Here is an 18299-nt window from a genome sequence, read left to right as displayed (position 1 = left end):
TCGCAAAGTGCTCGGTCCACAACCCGTCCGGGTCGCTGTCAGCCTGCGGAGTTCAACCGGTCCAGGTGTGGTGCCAGGTCGACGTGTGTGGCAGCCATCGCCTGCTGGAGTTGCTCCGGGGTGGAGACTCCGGCGATCGGGCGGATGGACGGACGGTTCTGCAGCAACCAGGCGAGCACGACCTGGCCACGGGGTGCCCTGAGTTCATCGGCCACGGCAGTGAGCGCCTGCAGTCGAGCGGTGCTTCCCGGGTGCTCGTACGCGTCCGGGAACGGGCGGTCATCACGGTCGTAACTGCCTTGCACCAGAGGCGAATACGCCCACAGCTCCATCTCCGGATGCTCGGTGAGGTAGTCGATCGTCTCGTCGGTGACGAACCCGAAGCGGTGGTCCTTGCCAGGCACTGCGACGTCCGGACGTGGACGTAGATAGGACGTCGTGAGTTGCAGCACGGTGAACGGCTCGAGGTCACGAGCCTGCGCAATCGCACGGGCTTGTTCGACCCGCCAGGTCGGGTGGTTGGAGATGCCGAGGCGGCTGACACGTCCGTCGGCAACCGTGCGCCCGAACGCCTCACATGGCTCCGAGGACGATGTCGGCCGGCGTGTTCATGATTCGTCTCTCCGTCGGGAACAGCGAACGGCCCCACCGTTGGCGCAAGGCGGGGCCGTTCGACGGTACTGCGTCGGGGCGCTCAGTCGGTTCCGAGGTCGAACGCTGCGCGGTCGAGCGCCTCGTCGTCATCGGTGCTCGCCATCGGGTTCGACGAGATCTGTTGTGCGCCACCGGGCTTCAGCTCGCCCACCAAGTCGGTCTCACGCTGCGGGAGTGCGCCCTGCGAGGCGTACAATTCCAGCTTCGCGCGGGTGTCGGCGATGTCCAGGTTGCGTATCGTGAGCTGACCAATGCGGTCGACCGGACCGAACGCGGCGTTCTCGGTGCGCTCCATCGACAGCTTGTCGGGGTGGTAGCTGAAGTTCTCACCCTTGGTGTCGACGATCGAGTAGTCCTCACCGCGGCGCAGGCGCAGCGCGACCTCGCCGGTGACGGCGGAGGCGACCCAACGCAGCAGACCCTCGCGCAGCATCAACGACTGCGGATCGAACCAGCGGCCTTCGTACAGCAGACGGCCCAGGCGGCGTCCGTCGTTGTGGAACGCGGCGACGGTGTCTTCGTTGTGGATGGCGTTGACCAGACGCTCGTAGGCGATCCACAACAGCGCCATACCCGGCGCCTCGTAGATGCCGCGTGACTTGGCCTCGATCACGCGGTTCTCGATCTGGTCGCTCATGCCCAGACCGTGTCGGCCACCGATGGTGTTGGCCTCGTGCATGAGCGCGACGACGTCGTCACCGAACTCGGTGCCGTTGATCGACACCGGCCGGCCCTGCTCGAAACGAATCGTGACGTCCTCGGTGTCGATCTTCACCGACTCGTCCCAGAACGCGACGCCCATGATCGGCTCGACGATCTCCATCGAGGTGTCGAGGTGCTCGAGCTTCTTCGCCTCGTGCGTGGCGCCCAGGATGTTCGCATCGGTGGAGTACGCCTTCTCGGCACTGTCGCGGTACGGGAAGTTGTGTGCGACAAGCCATTCCGACATCTCGTGACGTCCGCCGAGCTCGGTCACGAAGTCGTGGTCGAGCCACGGCTTGTAGATGCGCAAGGCCGGGTTGGCGAGCAGCCCGTAGCGGTAGAACCGCTCGATGTCGTTGCCCTTGTACGTCGATCCGTCACCCCAGATCGACACGCCGTCCTCCTGCATCGCACGTACCAGCAAGGTGCCGGTGACCGCGCGGCCCAGGGGAGTGGTGTTGAAGTACGTACGGCCCGCAGAGCGGATGTGGAATGCACCGGTCGCGATGGCCGCGAGGCCCTCTTCGACGAGCAGGCGCTTGCAGTCGACCAGGCGAGCCACCTCGGCGCCGTACTGCGTCGCACGCCCGGGCACGGACTCGATGTCCGTCTCGTCGTACTGGCCGAGATCGGCCGTGTAGGTGCACGGAACGGCACCTCCGGCACGCATCCAGGCAACAGCACACGACGTGTCCAGACCGCCCGAGAAGGCGATGCCGACACGTTCACCGACAGGAAGGGAGTTCAAGACTTTTGACACGGTCGTCATCGTAGGAGGTCGCCCGATGTGGGCGGTGCCACGTCCGATTCGTGGAGGGCGCGGGGTCCACACTGGGCAGATGACCGATCTGCACTGCCCGATGTGTCCGTGTGACTCGATGCTGCCCTACGACGCGTGCTGCGGCCCGTTGCTGTCCACCGACCGGCTCGCGACGACCGCGCAGGAGCTGATGCGCTCGCGGTACACCGCCTACTTCTACGGCAACCGCGAACACCTTTGGCGCACATGGCATCCCAAGACGCGACCGAACCCGGTGACGGTCGACCCGGAGACCGAATGGACCGGCCTCACGGTTCACGAAACCGTCGACGGTGGCCCGGACGACGAAACCGGCGTCGTCGAGTTCACCGCCACCCACAAGGGCGGTCTGGTGCACGAACGCAGCACCTTCGCACGCCGCGCCGGACGCTGGTTCTACCTCTCCGACGAAGCCTGACAGGTACGCGTTCTGCCGAACGGACGAGTCCGGTTCCACCGCCGCAGAATTCGTTTCGCGATGTGCCCGTGACTGCCCTAGCATTGGGTGCGTTCGTGGTGACGGAGTGACGATCCGCCGGGCCGCAAGGTCAGCCTCGAACCGCGCGTCCGGCGTACCGACGAGAGGCCGGGCGATCTGCCCGGCGAAGGTGTGGTGGCACCGCGATCTGGCCCCCGCCCACACCTCCCGGGCCGCCGTTCCTCGCCAGGAACTGCGGATCCTTGCAGTTCCTTCGGTGAGGACCCGACCGAAAGGAACGAACATGCTTCGTACTCATCAGGCCGGCACGCTGCGCGCGGCGGAGACCGGACAGACCGTCACCCTCACCGGATGGGTCGGGCGTCGCCGCGACCACGGTGGTGTGGCCTTCATCGACCTGCGCGACGCCAGCGGTGTCGTCCAGGTCGTCGCCCGCGACGAGGTGCTCACCGGCAGCGCGCACGACCTGCGCAACGAGTACTGCATCAAGGTCGTCGGCACCGTGCAGCCGCGCGACGCGAAGGACGTCAACCCCGAGCTGCCGACCGGCGAGATCGACGTCGTCGCCGAGGAGATCGAGGTGCTCAGCGAGTCCGCCGCGCTGCCGTTCCAGATCGACGAACGAGTCACCGTCGGTGAGGAGGCTCGCCTCAAGCACCGCTACCTCGACCTGCGTCGTCCGGCACAGGGCAACGCCATCCGCATGCGTTCCAAGGTGAACGCCGCCGCCCGTGCCGTGCTTGCCGAGCGCGACTTCGTCGAGATCGAGACGCCGACCCTGACTCGGTCCACCCCTGAGGGCGCTCGCGACTTCCTGGTGCCCGCACGCCTGGCGCCGGGAAGCTGGTACGCGCTGCCGCAGAGCCCGCAGTTGTTCAAACAGCTGCTCATGGTCGCCGGCATGGAGCGCTACTACCAGATCGCACGTTGCTACCGCGACGAGGACTTCCGCGCCGACCGTCAGCCGGAGTTCACCCAGCTCGACATCGAGATGAGCTTCGTCGAACAGGACGACATCATCGAACTCGGCGAGGCGATCGCCAAGGCGTTGTGGCAGGTCATCGGCGTCGAACTGCCGACGCCGTTCCCGCGCATGACCTACGCCGACGCGATGGCCAAGTACGGCTCGGACAAGCCCGACCTGCGCTTCGGCAACGAACTCGTCGAGTGCACCGACCTGTTCAAGGACACCACCTTCCGCGTGTTCCAGGCACCGTACGTCGGTGCGGTTGTCATGCCCGGCGGAGCCTCGCAGCCCCGCCGTCAGTTGGACGCATGGCAGGACTGGGCCAAGCAGCGCGGCGCCAAGGGCCTTGCCTACGTGCTGCTGCAGCAGGACGGCGAGCTCACCGGACCGGTCGCCAAGAACCTCTCGGACGCCGAGAAGGCAGCGTTGCCGGCGCATGTGGGAGCCAAGCCGGGCGACTGCATCTTCTTCGCCGCCGGCGACGTCAAGAGTTCGCGCGCCCTGCTCGGCGCGGCTCGTCTGGAGATCGGCAAGCGCTGCGGCCTCATCGACGAATCAGCCTGGTCGTTCCTGTGGGTGCTCGACGCCCCGCTGTTCGAACCGGCCGCGGACGCCGTCGCCTCCGGTGACGTCGCCGTCGGCTCCGGCAAGTGGACCGCCGTGCACCACGCGTTCACCATGCCGAAGAAGGAGTACCTCGACAGCTTCGACACCGACCCGGGCGAGGCGCTCGCGTACGCCTACGACATGGTCTGCAACGGCAACGAGATCGGCGGAGGCTCGATCCGTATCCACCGCAAGGACATTCAGGAGCGGGTGTTCGAGGTGATGGGTCTGTCCAAGGAAGACGCGCAGGAGAAGTTCGGCTTCCTCCTGGACGCGTTCTCCTTCGGCGCACCCCCGCACGGTGGAATCGCCTTCGGCTGGGACCGCATCTGCGCCCTGCTCGCCGGCACCGACTCGATCCGCGAGGTCATTGCCTTCCCGAAGTCGGGTGGCGGCTACGACCCGCTGACCGCGGCACCGGCACCGATCACGTCGGCGCAGCGCAAGGAGGCCGGCGTCGACGCCAAGCCGCAGCCGGTGGCTGCGCCGCAGGGTGCCGACGAGGTCAACCCGAACCAGAGTTGAAGGCGTGGGAGCGCGGCTCGCCGCGCTCCCACCGCCGGCGCCGGTTGAGCGCGCGCCGAAACCTGGTTCGCCCCTCGCAGATCTGGCTCAGCGAACGAACGGAGACAGCACGTGGCGATCAAGGCGATCCTGTGGGACTGCGACGGCGTGCTTCAGCACCCTGCCCACGACTGGGACGACGCGCTGTCGCGGCTGGGTGGTGCCGAGTTCACCGCCGCTCTCTTCGAGGCCGAGCACGCGGCGCTGCGCGGTGCGCGCTCGCTGCGGGATGTCGTCGCCGATCTGGTCGATCTGCACCCTGTGGCCGTGTCGGTCGAGGACGTGCTGGCTCTCTGGTCGCTCTTCGAAGCGGACGAACCGGCCTGGCAAGTGGTCGACGACGCACGGGCGGCCGGCGTTCGGTGCGTGCTTGCGACCAATCAGCAGGACATCCGGGTCGAGTTGATGCGTCACGAGCGCAAGTACGACGACCGGGTCGACGGTGCCTACTACTCATCCGAGATCGGCCACATGAAGCCGTCCCGCGAGTTCTTCGAGGCGATACTCGCCGACTTGGGCATCGAGGCGCAGGAGGCGCTCTTCGTCGACGATGTCCTGAGCAACATCGAGAGCGCTCGGTCGCTGGGCATCGTTGCGGTGCATCATGATCCGGCGTCCGGCGCCGCTGAGTTGCGGCGCGAGGTAGCGGAGCACATCCCCGACCTGCGGCAGTAGCGAATCGGGTCGCCGACTCTCAGGCGGCGAAGCGAGCAGAGGCCAGTTGGCGCGACTGCGCCACCAGTCGGCCGGTGGAGTCCCAGACCTCGGCGTCCTCCTCCAGCAGGTTGCCGGTGACCGTCGAAGTACGCAGCCGGATCGCGAGCCAACCCGCCGCCGGGACGGCGCGAACGTAGCCGGTGAACTCGATCGTCGGCACCCAACCCACCGAGCCCAGGTCGAACGCAACCGGCGGAAACGCGTCCAGGAAAGTCAACAGCGACAACGGATCCGGTTCGCGCCCGTCGGCGAACCTGATCCAACCGCGGATCTCGCCCATCCCACTGGGGTCGCCGAGCGCCCAGCCGACGGTCGCGGGATCCAGTCGCATGTCGAAGCGCTGGAGCAGCCCCGACTTCGTCAGCGCGGACGGCGGCGCCTCGGAGGCCGACACACAGTGCTCGACGTCCGGGAAGGTCGGCATCGGGCTGTGCTTGCGCACCGGTTCGGCGTGCGACGACACGTCGCCCATCGTCACCAGCGCCCGGAAGCGTTCTGAATCTCCCTGTCGCACAATCACTTCGGCGGTCGACATGGTCCGACCGGTACGCAGGACGGTCGGTGCGACCGTTACCTCGCCGGGTACCGCGGGGGAGAGGAAGACCCCACTCCAGGTGAGGGGGTGCGGGTGGTGCTCCGGAACAGCGTCGACGACAGCGACGGTGGAGAGGGCCATCAGCAGCCCGCCGTTCACCGCCTCGCCGATGCTCCACTCGTCCGACAGCGATCCGCGGTAGGTGCCGTCGGAAGCGCAGGTCAGCGCGATCGCGTCATCGAAGTCGGTCATGTGAACATCCCATCACTCATTGCGAGCCGATGGGTGTCTCGGCGAACCCGCGGGACGCCCAGGCGTGAGCGGTGCGGTAGCCGAGACGGTGGTAGAGCCGACGACCCGTCTCGTTGTCGGAGTACATCCCGAGCGTGCTGACGCCCGAGCGTTCGAGTGCCGCGGTCGTCAGTCCGGCAGTCACGGCTGCGCCGAAGCCACGTCCACGGGCGTCTGGATGGGTGACGATGCCGGCGAGGTGTGGCGCACCTGCACCCGTGCGGTGCATTGCTCCGGCAGCAACGATGCGACCCTCCTCGCGGATGCCGAGCCACAGTTCGGTTGCGCCCTCGCCCGGACGAGATTCAGCAGTCGGGTTACCGATCTCGTTCAGCGCCAACAGGGCTGCGGCGTCCAACGCATCGTCCAGTTCGTCCAAGCGATCGAGGTGAGGCACGACAGGTGGCGTGTGCACCGTCCACATCCAGTCCCAGTCGCCACCTCGGCCGAAGGTGAAATGGCGCTGCGCGAGCGGGAAGAGATGCTGGTCGATCGAGATGCCGTCTGCCTCCGGCGGCAAGCCTGCCGCGACGATCGCGTCCAGCAGAGGAGCGGCATCGTGCTCCGGGCCGCAGACGTTCAGGTGAACGTTGCGACGATGGTGGCCGCGGCGCAGGAACGCCACGGCCGATCCGAGCGCCCACGCCTGATCGACCAGGGCGGCATCGCATTCCCAACGCACGTAGGGGTCGTCGCCGCTCGCGGCAAGGAGTTCGTCACGTCCGCTCAGGGTTCGCAGCTGCAGGTTCACGAGGGTTAGCGTTGCAGTCGTGTCCGACGACCTCTTCGCCGCCTCCGCCGACGCCGACCCCAGGGGGCCGGGCGGTCTACTACCACCGCTCGCCGTGCGGATGCGGCCGCGCAACCTGGACGAGGTACGAGGGCAGCAGGCCGTACTCCGTGTCGGCAGCCCGCTTCGCCGGTTGATCGAGGGCGCCGGGGGAGCAGCCGGTCCGGTTTCGGCGATCCTGTGGGGGCCGCCCGGTACCGGCAAGACGACGCTCGCGCACCTGGTGGCCGGCGCCACCGACCGCAGGTTCGTCGAGCTCTCGGCGATCAATGCGGGAGTCAAGGACGTCCGGGCGGTGCTGGACCAGGCGGTGCGCGACAAGTCCCTCTACGGGCGCGACACCGTCCTGTTCCTCGACGAGATCCATCGGTTCAGCAAGGCGCAGCAGGACGCATTGCTGCCCGGTGTGGAGAACCGGACGATCATCCTGGTCGCGGCCACGACCGAGAATCCGTCCTTCTCGATCATCGCCCCACTGCTGTCCCGGTCGGTCACCGTCACACTGAAGTCGTTGGACGACAGCGATATTCGTCAACTGATCACCGACTCGGTGGCCGACGAGCGCGGCCTTGCTGCCGAGTTCGTGCTGGACGACGAAGCTCTCGACCACCTCGTCCGGATGGCCGGCGGTGACGGACGGCGTTCGCTCACCTCGCTCGAGGCGGCCGCGGGTGTCGCGCTCGACCGTGACGACACCGCGACGCCGACCCACATCACGCTTGCCGACGTGGAGCAGGCAGTAGCGACGGCAGCGGTGCGCTACGACAAGACCGGCGACCAGCACTACGACGTCGCCTCGGCCTTCATCAAGTCGATGCGGGGAAGCGATGTCGACGCCGCGCTGCACTACCTCGCCCGTATGTTGGAGGCGGGTGAGGACCCGCGCTTCATCGCCAGGCGGGTGGTCATCTCCGCCTCGGAGGAGATCGGGATGGCCGATCCGACGGCACTGCAGTCGGCCGTCGCGGCCCTGCACGCTGTCGCCCAGATCGGCATGCCCGAAGCGCGTCTGGTGCTCGCCCAGGCAGTAGTACACAATTGTCTGGCTCCGAAGTCGAACGCGACCTATGCGGCGATCAACGCGGCCATCTCCGACGTCCGGGCCGGCCGGATCGGGCAGATTCCGGCCCACCTGCGCGGCACCGGCTACGCGCGCGCCGCCGAGTACGGCAGTGGCGAGGGCTACCGCTATACGCACGACGAACCAAATGGCGTTGGGCCGCAACAGTTCCTGCCCGATGATCTGATCTCAGAAGCGGACTATTACCACCCGTCCGACAGGGGCTGGGAAGCGACCCTGAGACAGCGTTGGGCGACCCTTCGCAGCACCATCCGGAACCACACATTGTGATCTCGGACACTTGGTAACGATTGGGTGACCGTTCGGCACCGAAGGGTTGAACCTGGCAAACCGTGTGGCATGTTTTTCCACGGCGTGAGGCACGTGTGAACCACGAGCCGCCGGGTGGGGGCCTGGTACACGTCGCAACCGAAGGTCAGTCAACCGACGAGCCCGAACCCGCGTCTGTCCCAACGGAGGATCGATGAGCTTCAACCCGCAGCAGGTGGCCGAGTCTGTCTCGGAGGCCACCGTCGAACCGGTAGACACCGGTCGTCGTGGGAAGAAGGACAAGGGCCTGAGCACCGCCGGTAAGTCGCCGGTTCAGATCGCCATGGCGCGCCTGCGCAAGGACAAGGTCGCGATGATCTGCTTCGGCATCATCATCCTGTACGTACTGGTGGCCATCTTCGCTCCGGCATTGGCCGCGCTCGAAGGTCAGGACCCCGCGACCACGCACTCCGACCTGCTGGACGTCGACGGACTTCCCACCATCGGGCAGACCGCCGACCACTGGCTGGGCATCGAACCTTCGCTCGGCCGTGACCTGTTCGCTCGCTTCGTGTACGGAGCACGTCCCTCCATCGTCATCGGCACATTTGCCGCGATCGCAACAACGGTCATCGGCGTGACGGTCGGTCTGCTGGCCGGCTACTTCGGTGGCTGGATCGACAACATCGTCTCGTGGGTCATCGACTTCATCCTGTCGCTGCCGTTCCTGCTCTTCGCCATCGCGCTGGTGCCGATCATCACCTCATGGTTCGGCTCCCCGCTGGAGATCTCCGACGACACGGTCACCAAGGTTCGCTTTGGCTCGCTGGTGTTCGTGCTCACCTTCTTCTTCTGGGCCGGCCTTGCTCGCCTGGTACGCGGCGAAGTGATCTCGATGCGCGAGAAGGAATTCGTGCAGGCCGCTCGGGCGCTGGGCGTGCCCACGCGCCGGATCCTGTTCAAGGAGATGCTTCCGAACCTGGTCGGCCTGATCATCGTGTCGCTGACGTTGGCCATCCCGGCGTTCATCTCCGCCGAAGCCGGTCTGTCCTTCCTCGGTGTCGGGCTCAAGGAGCCGACGGCTTCGTGGGGTCTGACGATCGCCGCGGCACAGGGCTACTACGAATTGCAGCCCCTGTACCTGTGGGTCCCCGTGATCGCGGTCTCCCTGCTAGTGCTCGCGCTGTCGCTGCTGGGCGACGCGATCGCGGACGCGTTCAACCCGAACACCCGCCGATAAAGACTTCGATCCGTCGCCGACGGATCGTGCAGAACCTTCCTGGTGCTGGCCGGGAAGTACACAAAGGAGAAACAACATGCGCTGGACCAAGGTCGTGGCGCTGGCTGCAGCGGGCACGGTGTCGCTCGCAGCCTGCGGTGGAGGAAGCCCCTCCGACAAGAAGACCGACGCGGGCAAGGGTTCGAGCTCGTCGACCTCGCAGGGCACGGCCGCGGCCGACCTGCAGGCCGACGCCAAGGGCCCCGCTCCGGAGATCCAGGGTGCGAAGAAGGGCGGCACGCTGACCATCAAGTACGCGTCGGTGCCGGAGACCTTCGACCCGACCCGTGCTTACTACCAGGACACCATGGCCATCCTGAGCCAGCTGGTGACCCGTACGCTCACCACCTACAAGGTCGAGAACGGCAAGTCCGTCCTCGTGCCGGACCTCGCGACCGACCTGGGCAAGGCGTCGGAAGACGGCCTGACCTGGACCTTCACTCTGAAGGACGGCCTGAAGTACGCCGACGGAACCCCGATCAAGGCTGCCGACATCGCCTACGCGGTGAAGCGGTCGTTCGCCACCGAGGAACTGCCGGACGGACCGCCGTACGTCATGGACTACTTGCTCGACGGCGACAAGTACAAGGGTCCGTTCAAGGACAAGGGCGAGTACAAGGGTGTCGTCGCCAAGGACGACAAGACCATCGAGTTCAAGCTCAAGAAGAAGTGGCCGACCTTCCCGTACTACGCGGCGTTCACCCAGGTCTCGCCGATTCCGCAGGCCAAGGACACCAAGGACAAGTACGGCGACAACCCCATCGCCACCGGTCCCTACATGTTCGACAAGTACGTCAAGGGCCAGAGCCTGACGCTGAAGAAGAACCCGAACTGGGATGCTGCCTCGGACCCGGCCCGCCGCCAGTACGTCGACGCGTACAACTTCCAGTGGGGTACGGACACCAAGCCGACCCAGACCGCGATCCTCGCCAGCAACGGTCCGGACGCCACCACCCTGAACTGGGACGGCGTCGACTCGACCCTGCTGCAGAAGGTCAACCAGCAGAAGGACCAGCTGGTCACCGGTCCGGACCCGTGTGTCACCTACTTCAACATCGACACCCGCTCCGTGCCGCTCGAGGTCCGCAAGGCGATCGCCGCTGCGTACCCGTACGACCAGGTGCGCAAGGCATCGGGCGCGACCAGCCTGAGCTTCAGCCCGGCGACGTCGTACATGGCGCCGCAGGTGCCGGGCTTCAAGGCCTACGCCCCGCAGAACGGCATGACCGGCCAGGGTACGGGTGACCCGGAGAAGGCCAAGAAGATGCTGAAGGACGCCGGCAAGGAGAACTTCGAGATCTCCTGGTACTACACCCAGGACAACCCGGACGCAGTCAAGGCGAACATCGCCCGCAAGACCGCGTTCGAGAAGGCCGGCTTCAAGGTCAAGGACGTCGGTGTGCCGAAGGCTGACGCTCGTAAGCGTCGCGCCGAGACCGACGGCAAGGTCAACACCCTCACGGGTCCCGCCGGATGGTGCTACGACTGGCCGGCCGGCGACTCCGTCTACCCGGCTCTGTTCACCAGCGCCGTGCAGAAGGGTGGCCACAGCTCGGGCTTCCTGGCTGACAAGACGCTCGACGCCGAGATCAACCGCATCATCGGTCTCGACGCCGACAAGCAGGGTCCGGAGTGGAACAAGCTCGACGAGAAGCTGGCCAAGGACTACATCCCGGCGATCCCGCTGGCTTACGGTAAGGCGAACTTCATCTTCGGCAAGCAGGTCCACAACGTGGTCAACGACCCGAACCGTGGTATGCCGGACCTGGCCCAGGTCTGGGTCGGCTGACGTACGTCAGTAGCAACACCTTGAAGTAAGTTCACGAGCGGGGCCGCCCGGTGATCCCGGGCGGCCCTTCTCGCGAGCCCCCAACGCACCCCATTCCGACCAGGAGTACTCGTGCTCGTCTACGTCCTCCGACGGCTGCTCATGACGCTCAGCGTCATGCTTGCCGCGGTGACCTTCACCTTCGTCATCTTCTATCTCGGCCCGAACGATCCCGCCGGAATCTCGTGCACCCGTAACTGCACCGAGGAGCGGATCGCGGAGATCGAAAAGAGCATGGGCCTCGACAAGCCCAAGGTTCAGCAGTACACCGAGTACGTGAAGGGGATCGCCGTCGGGCGCACGATCACCTCCGGCGGTTTTGAGAAGGAATGCGCCGCCCCCTGCCTGGGCTGGTCCTGGGTTCAGGACCGTCCGGTCAAGGACATGGTCTTCCAAGCAGCTCCGGTCACGCTGTCGGTGGTGGTCGGCGGCACCGTGGTCTATACGCTCTTCGGCTTGATGTTCGGGGTGGTGGCAGCGCGCAACAGAGGTAACTGGGTCGATCGGATGATCGTCGGTATCACCCAGTTCGTCCCGTCGGTGCCCTACTACATCCTCGCGCTGCTGTTCTTCCTGTACCTGATGGTGCTGAATCCCATTCTCCCGCGCAGTCAGTGGGTGCCATTCACCGAAGATCCCGCGAAGTGGTTCGTCGGCCTGATCGGTGTCTGGGTGATCTACGGCCTGATCCAAGCGACGGCATACGTGCGTTACGTGCGCGCCGCGATGATCGACACGCTCTCCGGTGACTTCGTCCGCACCGCCCGATCGAAGGGCCTGTCGGAGCGGAAGGTCGTCATCAGCCACGCACTGCGCGCTGCGATGGCACCGTTCCTTACCCTCGTCGGCCTGAACATCGCCGCGGACCTTTCCGGGGCGGTCTTCACCGAGCGCATCTTCGGTCTCCCCGGTATGGGCACCTTGGCGATTCGTTCGTTCGATCAGCAGGACCTGCAGGTCATCAGTGGCGTCGTCCTGGTCGGAGCCCTGGTCGTCAGCGTCGGCAACCTCGTCGTCGACCTGCTGTACGGCGTCGTCGACCCGCGCGTGAAGCTGTCCTGAGGAGAGAAGAGCGATGTCCACAGCAGCAATCAACGAACAGTCCTCCCGCCGTCCGCGGCTCGACCCCAACGCCGAGACCATCCTGGAGGTCAAGGATCTGCAGGTGCAGTTCCCGACGGCTGATGGTGTGGTCAGTGCCGTCAACGGCGTGAGCTACGAGCTCAAGCTCGGTGAAACCCTGGCGATCGTGGGGGAGTCCGGTTCGGGCAAGTCCGTGTCGTCGATGGCCGTCATGGGCCTGCACGACCCGAAGCGCACCCGGATGAGCGGGTCGATCCTGCTCGACGGACAGGAACTGGTGGGCGCGAGCCCGCAGACCTTCCAGAAGGTGCGCAGCAACACCGTGGCGATGATCTTCCAGGATCCGCAGTCTTCACTGCACCCGTTCAAGAAGATCGGAAGCCAGATCGCCGAGGCGTACCTGGTACACCACAAGGTGTCCAAGAGTGTCGCCCACAAGCGTGCGGTCGAGATGTTGGACCGTGTCGGTATCCCGAACCCGGCGCGTCGTGCGAAGCAGTACCCGCACGAGTTCTCCGGTGGTATGCGTCAGCGAGCGATGATCGCACTCGGTCTGGTGAACGACCCGCGTCTGCTGATCGCGGACGAGCCGACCACCGCCCTCGATGTGACAGTGCAGGCGCAGATTCTCGACCTGCTCAACGATCTGCAGCGCGAGTTCGGGTCGGCGATCATCATGATCACGCACGACCTCGCGGTCGTCGCCGAGGTCTCCGACAAGGTGCTGGTGATGTACGCCGGCCGCGGTGTCGAGTACGGCACCACGCGTGAGGTGCTGGCCGATCCGCGTCACCCGTACACCTGGGGCCTGTTGTCGTCGGTGCCGTCACTCTCGGCAGCACTCGACGTGCCGTTGAACCCGGTCCGCGGCAACCCGCCGAGCCTGTTGAACCTGCCCAAGGGCTGCTCGTTCAATCCGCGGTGCGACTACGCCGACCGTGTTCCGGGAGACCGGTGCTTCACCGAACTGCCGGCGTTCACCGAGGTGCCGGGCGAACCCGGACGTCTGACCCGATGCCACCTGGCCGAGCCCGCCGAGATCTTCGCGGCCGAGGTCGCGCCGCGACTGGGGAAGTAGTACGAGATGGCAGATCTGAACAAGGAATCGGGCACCGGCTCCCACGCAGCCGGCGCCGAAGAGGACGCCGCAGGCGCCGGTGCCACGCATCGGCCGGAGTACGACGCTGCCGCGGTGGTGCACGAGCGCAAGGCCACCGCCGGCCGGGAGCCGCTGCTGGTGGTGGAGAACCTCGCCAAGCACTTCCCGGTGAAGGAGTACTCGGGGCTGTTCCCGACCACCCTGCAGACACGGGCCGTCGACGGAGTGAGTTTCGACCTCGCCGCGGGGGAGACCCTGGGCCTGGTCGGTGAGTCCGGCTGTGGCAAGACCACCACCGGTCGTCTCATCACTCGACTGCTGGAGCCCACCGACGGCAAGATCACCTTCGGTGGCAACGACATCACCCACATGAAGGAGAAGGACCTGCGTCCGCTCCGTCGTGACATCCAGCTGATCTTCCAGGACCCCTACGGTTCGCTGAACCCCCGCTTCACGGTTCAGTCGATCGTCGGTACCGCGTTGGAACTGCACGGCATCGTGCCCAAGAAGCAGGTCAAGGCACGCGTTCAGGAGTTGCTGGAACTCGTCGGTCTGAACCCTGAGCACATCAATCGTTATCCGAACGAGTTCTCCGGCGGTCAGCGTCAGCGCATCGGTATCGCCCGAGCGCTGGCCGTGGAGCCGAAGGTCATCGTGGCCGACGAGCCGGTGTCGGCACTTGACGTGTCGATCCAGGCACAGGTCATGAACCTGATGAGCAAGTTGCGCAAGGAACTCGACATCGCGTTCGTGTTCATCGCCCACGACCTCGGCGTCGTGCGGCACTTCTGCGACCGCGTCGCGGTCATGTATCTGGGCAAGGTCATGGAACTCGGCGACCGCGAGGAGATCTACGGCGCACCCGAGCACCCTTACACGCAGGCGCTGCTCTCGGCGGCGCCCGACCTGAATGTCGTTCGTGGCCACGTGCCCGAGGAGCGGATCCGACTGGTCGGAGACGTCCCGAGCCCGATCGATCCGCCGAGCGGTTGCCGCTTCCGCACCCGGTGCTGGAAGGCACAGGAGATCTGCGCCAGCGAGGAACCGCAGATCAAGGGTCACGGGGACCGTTTCGGTCACGGCATCGCCTGTCACTTCCCGGAGAAGAAGACCCACCTCACCGCAGAGGTCGTCGAGGCGGACGCCTGATCCACGCAGGACGCATTCGAACGGCGGCCGCACCACACACCGTGGCGCGGCCGCCGTTCGTATCTGTCGCGACGACCCTCACCGACGGGCGATAAGCTTCGAGGGATGCATACCGACACCTTCTCCCGAGCAGCCCGACGACGCGACGTCGCCGGGGCAGTCGAGTCGTGTCGGCGCCTGGGAGCACGAGCTGCGTAGGGCCTGTCGGCCCCGCCCCTCGTCCTGCCCATTTTCTTGATCGAAACCTAAGGATTCTCATGGAAACCGCCGAGATCCGGCGCCGTTGGCTGAAGTTCTTCGAGGACAACGACCACGTGGTCGTGCCCAGCGCACCGCTCATCTACGACGACCCCAACCTGCTGTTCGTCAACGCCGGCATGGTGCCGATGAAGCCGTACATGCTCGGCCAGCAGACGCCGCCGTGGCCGCGCGCCACCAGCGTCCAGAAGTGCGTGCGCACCGGTGACATCGAAGAGGTCGGCAAGACCTCACGTCACGGCACGTTCTTCCAGATGAACGGCAACTTCAGCTTCGGTGACTACTTCAAGGAGCGCGCCATCGAACTGGCGTGGGGCCTGGTCACCACCCCGATCGCCGACGGCGGGTACGGCCTCGACCCCGAACGTGTGTGGCCGACCGTCTACGAGGACGACGACGAGGCGTACGCGATCTGGCACGAGAAGATCGGCATCCCCGTCGAGAGGATGACCCGCCGCGGCAAGGAGGACAACTACTGGAACATGGGTGTGCCCGGTCCGGGTGGTCCCTGTTCGGAGTTGTTCTACGACCGTGGCGCGCAGTACGGCGCCGAGGGCGGCCCGGCGGTCGACGAGGACCGTTACATGGAGTTCTGGAACCTCGTGTTCATGCAGGACGACCTGTCGCAGGTGCGCAGCAAGGCCGACTTCGACATCGCCGGTCCGCTGCCCGCCAAGAACATCGACACCGGTATGGGCCTCGAGCGCATGGCGACGCTCCTGCAGGGCAAGGACAACCTGTACGAGATCGACGAGGTCTTCCCAGTGCTCGCCAAGGCCGCCGAGATGACCGGCAGGAAGTACGGCGAGAAGTCCGGGCAGGCGGCAGGGCAGTCGCACCCGGACGACGTGCACCTGCGTGTGGTCGCCGACCACGCCCGCTCCAGCCTGATGCTCATCGGCGACGGAGTGACCCCGGGGAACGAGGGTCGCGGCTACGTGCTGCGTCGCATGCTGCGCCGCGCGGTGCGCGCGATGAGGTTGCTCGGTTACGAGGACAAGGCCCTGCCCGAACTGCTGCCGGTCTCCATGGACCGCATGAAGGCCAGTTACCCCGAACTCGAGATCGACTTTCCCCGCATCAGCCAGATCGCCTACGGCGAGGAGGACGCGTTCCGCCGCACGTTGGGCGCCGGCACGGTCATCCTCGACACCGCCGTGACGAAGGCGAAGCAGAGTGCTGCGTCGACAGGCGGTGGCCAGGCGACGCTCGCGGGAGAGCAGGCCTTCCAGTTGCACGACACCTACGGCTTCCCGATCGATCTGACCCTCGAGATGGCCGCCGAGCAGGGTGTCCAGGTCGACGAGCCGGGGTTCCGCCGCCTCATGCAGGAGCAGCGCGATCGCGCGAAGGCCGACGCGAAGGCGAAGAAGGCCGGCCACGCGCACACCGAGGTGTGGCGTGAACTGCGAGCCCTCGGTGCCACCGATTGGCTTGCCTACCAAGGACTTTCGGCGGACGCGAAGATCACCGGCATCGTCGTGGACGGCGTGCAGGTGCCCGAGCTTCGTCCGGGTCAGACCGGTCAGGTCGTGCTCGACCGCACCACGTTCTACGCAGAGTCCGGCGGTCAGATCGCAGACTCAGGAGTCATCGCCGGTCCGTACGGCGAGTTGCCGGTGCGCGACGTTCAGCGTCCGGTCAAGGGCCTGGTCGTCCACACCGTCGAAGCCGGCGAGCACGGGCTCACCGTCGGCGACGCAGTGGAAGCCAAGGTCGACCCCGAGTGGCGTGTGTCGGCCTGTCAGGCACACTCCGGCACCCACGTCGTGCACGCGGCGCTGCGGCAGGTCCTCGGCCCGTCCGCGCTGCAGTCGGGTTCGTACAACAAGCCCGGCTACCTGCGTCTCGACTTCGCGTGGAACTCCGGCCTCTCGGCCGCGACCCGCAGCGAGATCGAGGAAGTGTCGAATCTCGCTGTGCGACAGGACCTTCCGGTGTCGGCGCAGTTCATGACGCTGCCGGAAGCGCGCGATTGGGGGGCGCTCGCTCTCTTCGGGGAGACCTATGACGAGCAGGTACGCGTCGTCGAGATCGGTGGCCCGTGGTCGCGCGAACTGTGCGGTGGCACGCACGTCGCACACTCCTCGCAGATCGGTGCCCTGACGCTCACCGGTGAGGGGAGTGTCGGCTCGGGCGTACGTCGTGTCGAGGCGCTCGTCGGGATGGAAGCGCTGCGTTACCTCGCCAAGGAACGAATGCTGGTCGCCGAACTCAGCGGAATGGTCGGCGCGCAACCGGGCGAACTGCGCGACAAGGTCGACGCCCTGCTCGGCCGGGTCAAGGACGCCGAGCGCGAGATCGCCAGGCTGAAGCAGGAACAGGTGCAGGCCGAGGCTGCCTCCCTCGTGGAGCAGGCACAGGACATTTCCGCGGTGAAGGTGCTGACCCACCACGCGGGTGACCTACCGGCGGACCAGGTGCGCTCGCTGGTGCTCTCGTTGCGCGACCGCCTCGGTGACGCGTCCGGCTCCGTCGTGGCGGTCACCGGTGTCAATGCCGGGCGGCCGGTGGTCGTGATCGCGACCAACCAGTCGGCCCGTGACCGCGGCATCCAGGCGGGTGCGCTGGTCAAGCAGGCCGCGTCCGTGCTCGGTGGCGGTGGCGGTGGCAAGCCGGACGTCGCCCAGGGCGGCGGCCAGGACCCGTCCAAGGTGGACGAGGCGCTGTCGGCCGTGGCCCGCGCGATTCGACAGACACTCGACTGATCATGCGCCGTGGCGTACGCGTCGGCGTCGACGTGGGCTCCGTCCGGGTCGGGATCGCGATCTGCGACCCGGACGGCCTCATCGCGACCCCGGAGACGACCCTCACGCGGGACGCCGCCACGAACCGCGACATTCAGCAGACGCTGGAACTGGTCGACGTGCGTTCCGCCGTCGAGGTGATCGTGGGGCTGCCGAGGTCGTTGTCCGGCGACGAAGGGGCGGCCGCCGAGGCAGCGCGCGCCTGGGCGACCGCTCTGCACCGAGCCAGACCATCCATCGGGGTGAGGCTGGTCGACGAACGGCTCACCACGGTGGACGCTCACCGGGCGATGCGCGAGGCCGGAGTTTCGACACGGCGCAGCAAAAGCGTGATCGACAGCCAGGCGGCTGCGATGATCTTGCAAGTCGCGTTGGACACAGAACGTACGACCGGTGCGCCCCCAGGCATCGCCGTGGGCGGACGCAAACCCCGCCACCGGCGGTCGACGTGAAGAAGAAGGG

Annotated in this window: 14 protein-coding genes and 1 pseudogene; 11 read left to right on the top strand and 4 right to left on the bottom strand. The window is 66.4% G+C overall.

The annotated features are described in order from the left end of the window. Nucleotides 1-38: 38 nt before the first annotated feature. Nucleotides 39-575 (bottom strand): annotated as a pseudogene (locus ACYU8W_RS06950) (aldo/keto reductase); the annotation flags it as partial. A gap of 119 nt (nt 576-694) precedes the next feature. Then, complete coding sequence (gene argG, locus ACYU8W_RS06945) at nt 695-2116, bottom strand: argininosuccinate synthase (RefSeq protein WP_499467765.1); 1422 nt, start codon at nt 2114-2116, stop codon at nt 695-697. 79 nt (nt 2117-2195) lie between these two features. On the opposite strand from argG, the gene ACYU8W_RS06940 reads away from it, so the two are divergent. From ACYU8W_RS06940 to ACYU8W_RS06930, 3 genes are all read left to right on the top strand, one after another. Further along, nucleotides 2196-2573: a YchJ family protein gene (locus ACYU8W_RS06940; RefSeq protein WP_499467763.1), complete on the top strand. Its 378-nt coding sequence runs from the start codon at nt 2196-2198 to the stop codon at nt 2571-2573. Nucleotides 2574-2877: 304 nt separating this feature from the next. Further along, nucleotides 2878-4692: an aspartate--tRNA ligase gene (gene aspS / locus ACYU8W_RS06935; RefSeq protein ID WP_499467761.1), complete on the top strand. Its 1815-nt coding sequence runs from the start codon at nt 2878-2880 to the stop codon at nt 4690-4692. A gap of 111 nt (nt 4693-4803) precedes the next feature. Further along, complete coding sequence (locus ACYU8W_RS06930) at nt 4804-5406, top strand: HAD family hydrolase (RefSeq protein ID WP_499467760.1); 603 nt, start codon at nt 4804-4806, stop codon at nt 5404-5406. A gap of 19 nt (nt 5407-5425) precedes the next feature. On the opposite strand, the gene ACYU8W_RS06925 is transcribed toward ACYU8W_RS06930, so the two are convergent. After that, nucleotides 5426-6235: a thioesterase family protein gene (locus tag ACYU8W_RS06925; RefSeq protein ID WP_499467758.1), complete on the bottom strand. Its 810-nt coding sequence runs from the start codon at nt 6233-6235 to the stop codon at nt 5426-5428. A gap of 16 nt (nt 6236-6251) precedes the next feature. Further along, nucleotides 6252-7025: a GNAT family N-acetyltransferase gene (locus ACYU8W_RS06920; RefSeq protein ID WP_499467756.1), complete on the bottom strand. Its 774-nt coding sequence runs from the start codon at nt 7023-7025 to the stop codon at nt 6252-6254. A gap of 19 nt (nt 7026-7044) precedes the next feature. On the opposite strand from ACYU8W_RS06920, the gene ACYU8W_RS06915 reads away from it, so the two are divergent. The 8 genes from ACYU8W_RS06915 (at nt 7045) to ruvX (ending at nt 18289) form a co-directional block, all read left to right on the top strand. Further along, on the top strand, nt 7045-8415 hold the full coding sequence (locus tag ACYU8W_RS06915; protein WP_499467754.1) for a replication-associated recombination protein A: 1371 nt from the start codon (nt 7045-7047) through the stop codon (nt 8413-8415). A gap of 193 nt (nt 8416-8608) precedes the next feature. Next, nucleotides 8609-9634: an ABC transporter permease gene (locus ACYU8W_RS06910; RefSeq protein WP_499467752.1), complete on the top strand. Its 1026-nt coding sequence runs from the start codon at nt 8609-8611 to the stop codon at nt 9632-9634. 76 nt (nt 9635-9710) lie between these two features. Then, complete coding sequence (locus ACYU8W_RS06905) at nt 9711-11462, top strand: ABC transporter substrate-binding protein (RefSeq protein ID WP_499467750.1); 1752 nt, start codon at nt 9711-9713, stop codon at nt 11460-11462. Nucleotides 11463-11573: 111 nt separating this feature from the next. Further along, nucleotides 11574-12563: an ABC transporter permease gene (locus ACYU8W_RS06900; protein WP_499467748.1), complete on the top strand. Its 990-nt coding sequence runs from the start codon at nt 11574-11576 to the stop codon at nt 12561-12563. Nucleotides 12564-12576: 13 nt separating this feature from the next. Next, the gene (locus tag ACYU8W_RS06895; RefSeq protein ID WP_499467746.1) at nt 12577-13662 is read left to right on the top strand and encodes an ABC transporter ATP-binding protein; all 1086 of its coding nucleotides are present in this window, start codon (nt 12577-12579) and stop codon (nt 13660-13662) included. A 6-nt stretch (nt 13663-13668) separates the two neighbouring features. Further along, nucleotides 13669-14832: an ABC transporter ATP-binding protein gene (locus ACYU8W_RS06890; RefSeq protein ID WP_499467744.1), complete on the top strand. Its 1164-nt coding sequence runs from the start codon at nt 13669-13671 to the stop codon at nt 14830-14832. 257 nt (nt 14833-15089) lie between these two features. Continuing rightward, nucleotides 15090-17798, top strand: coding sequence for an alanine--tRNA ligase (gene alaS, locus ACYU8W_RS06885; RefSeq protein WP_499467742.1), 2709 nt, complete (start codon nt 15090-15092; stop codon nt 17796-17798). 2 nt (nt 17799-17800) lie between these two features. Further along, a complete protein-coding gene (gene ruvX, locus ACYU8W_RS06880) occupies nt 17801-18289 on the top strand; it encodes a Holliday junction resolvase RuvX (RefSeq protein WP_499467740.1) in 489 nt (162 codons plus the stop codon). The last annotated feature ends 10 nt before the right edge of the window (nt 18290-18299 follow it).

Source organism: Yimella radicis, from assembly GCF_054778255.1.
Note: the sequence above shows the minus strand (reverse complement) of the source record. Positions and strands in the feature narration are given on the sequence as shown.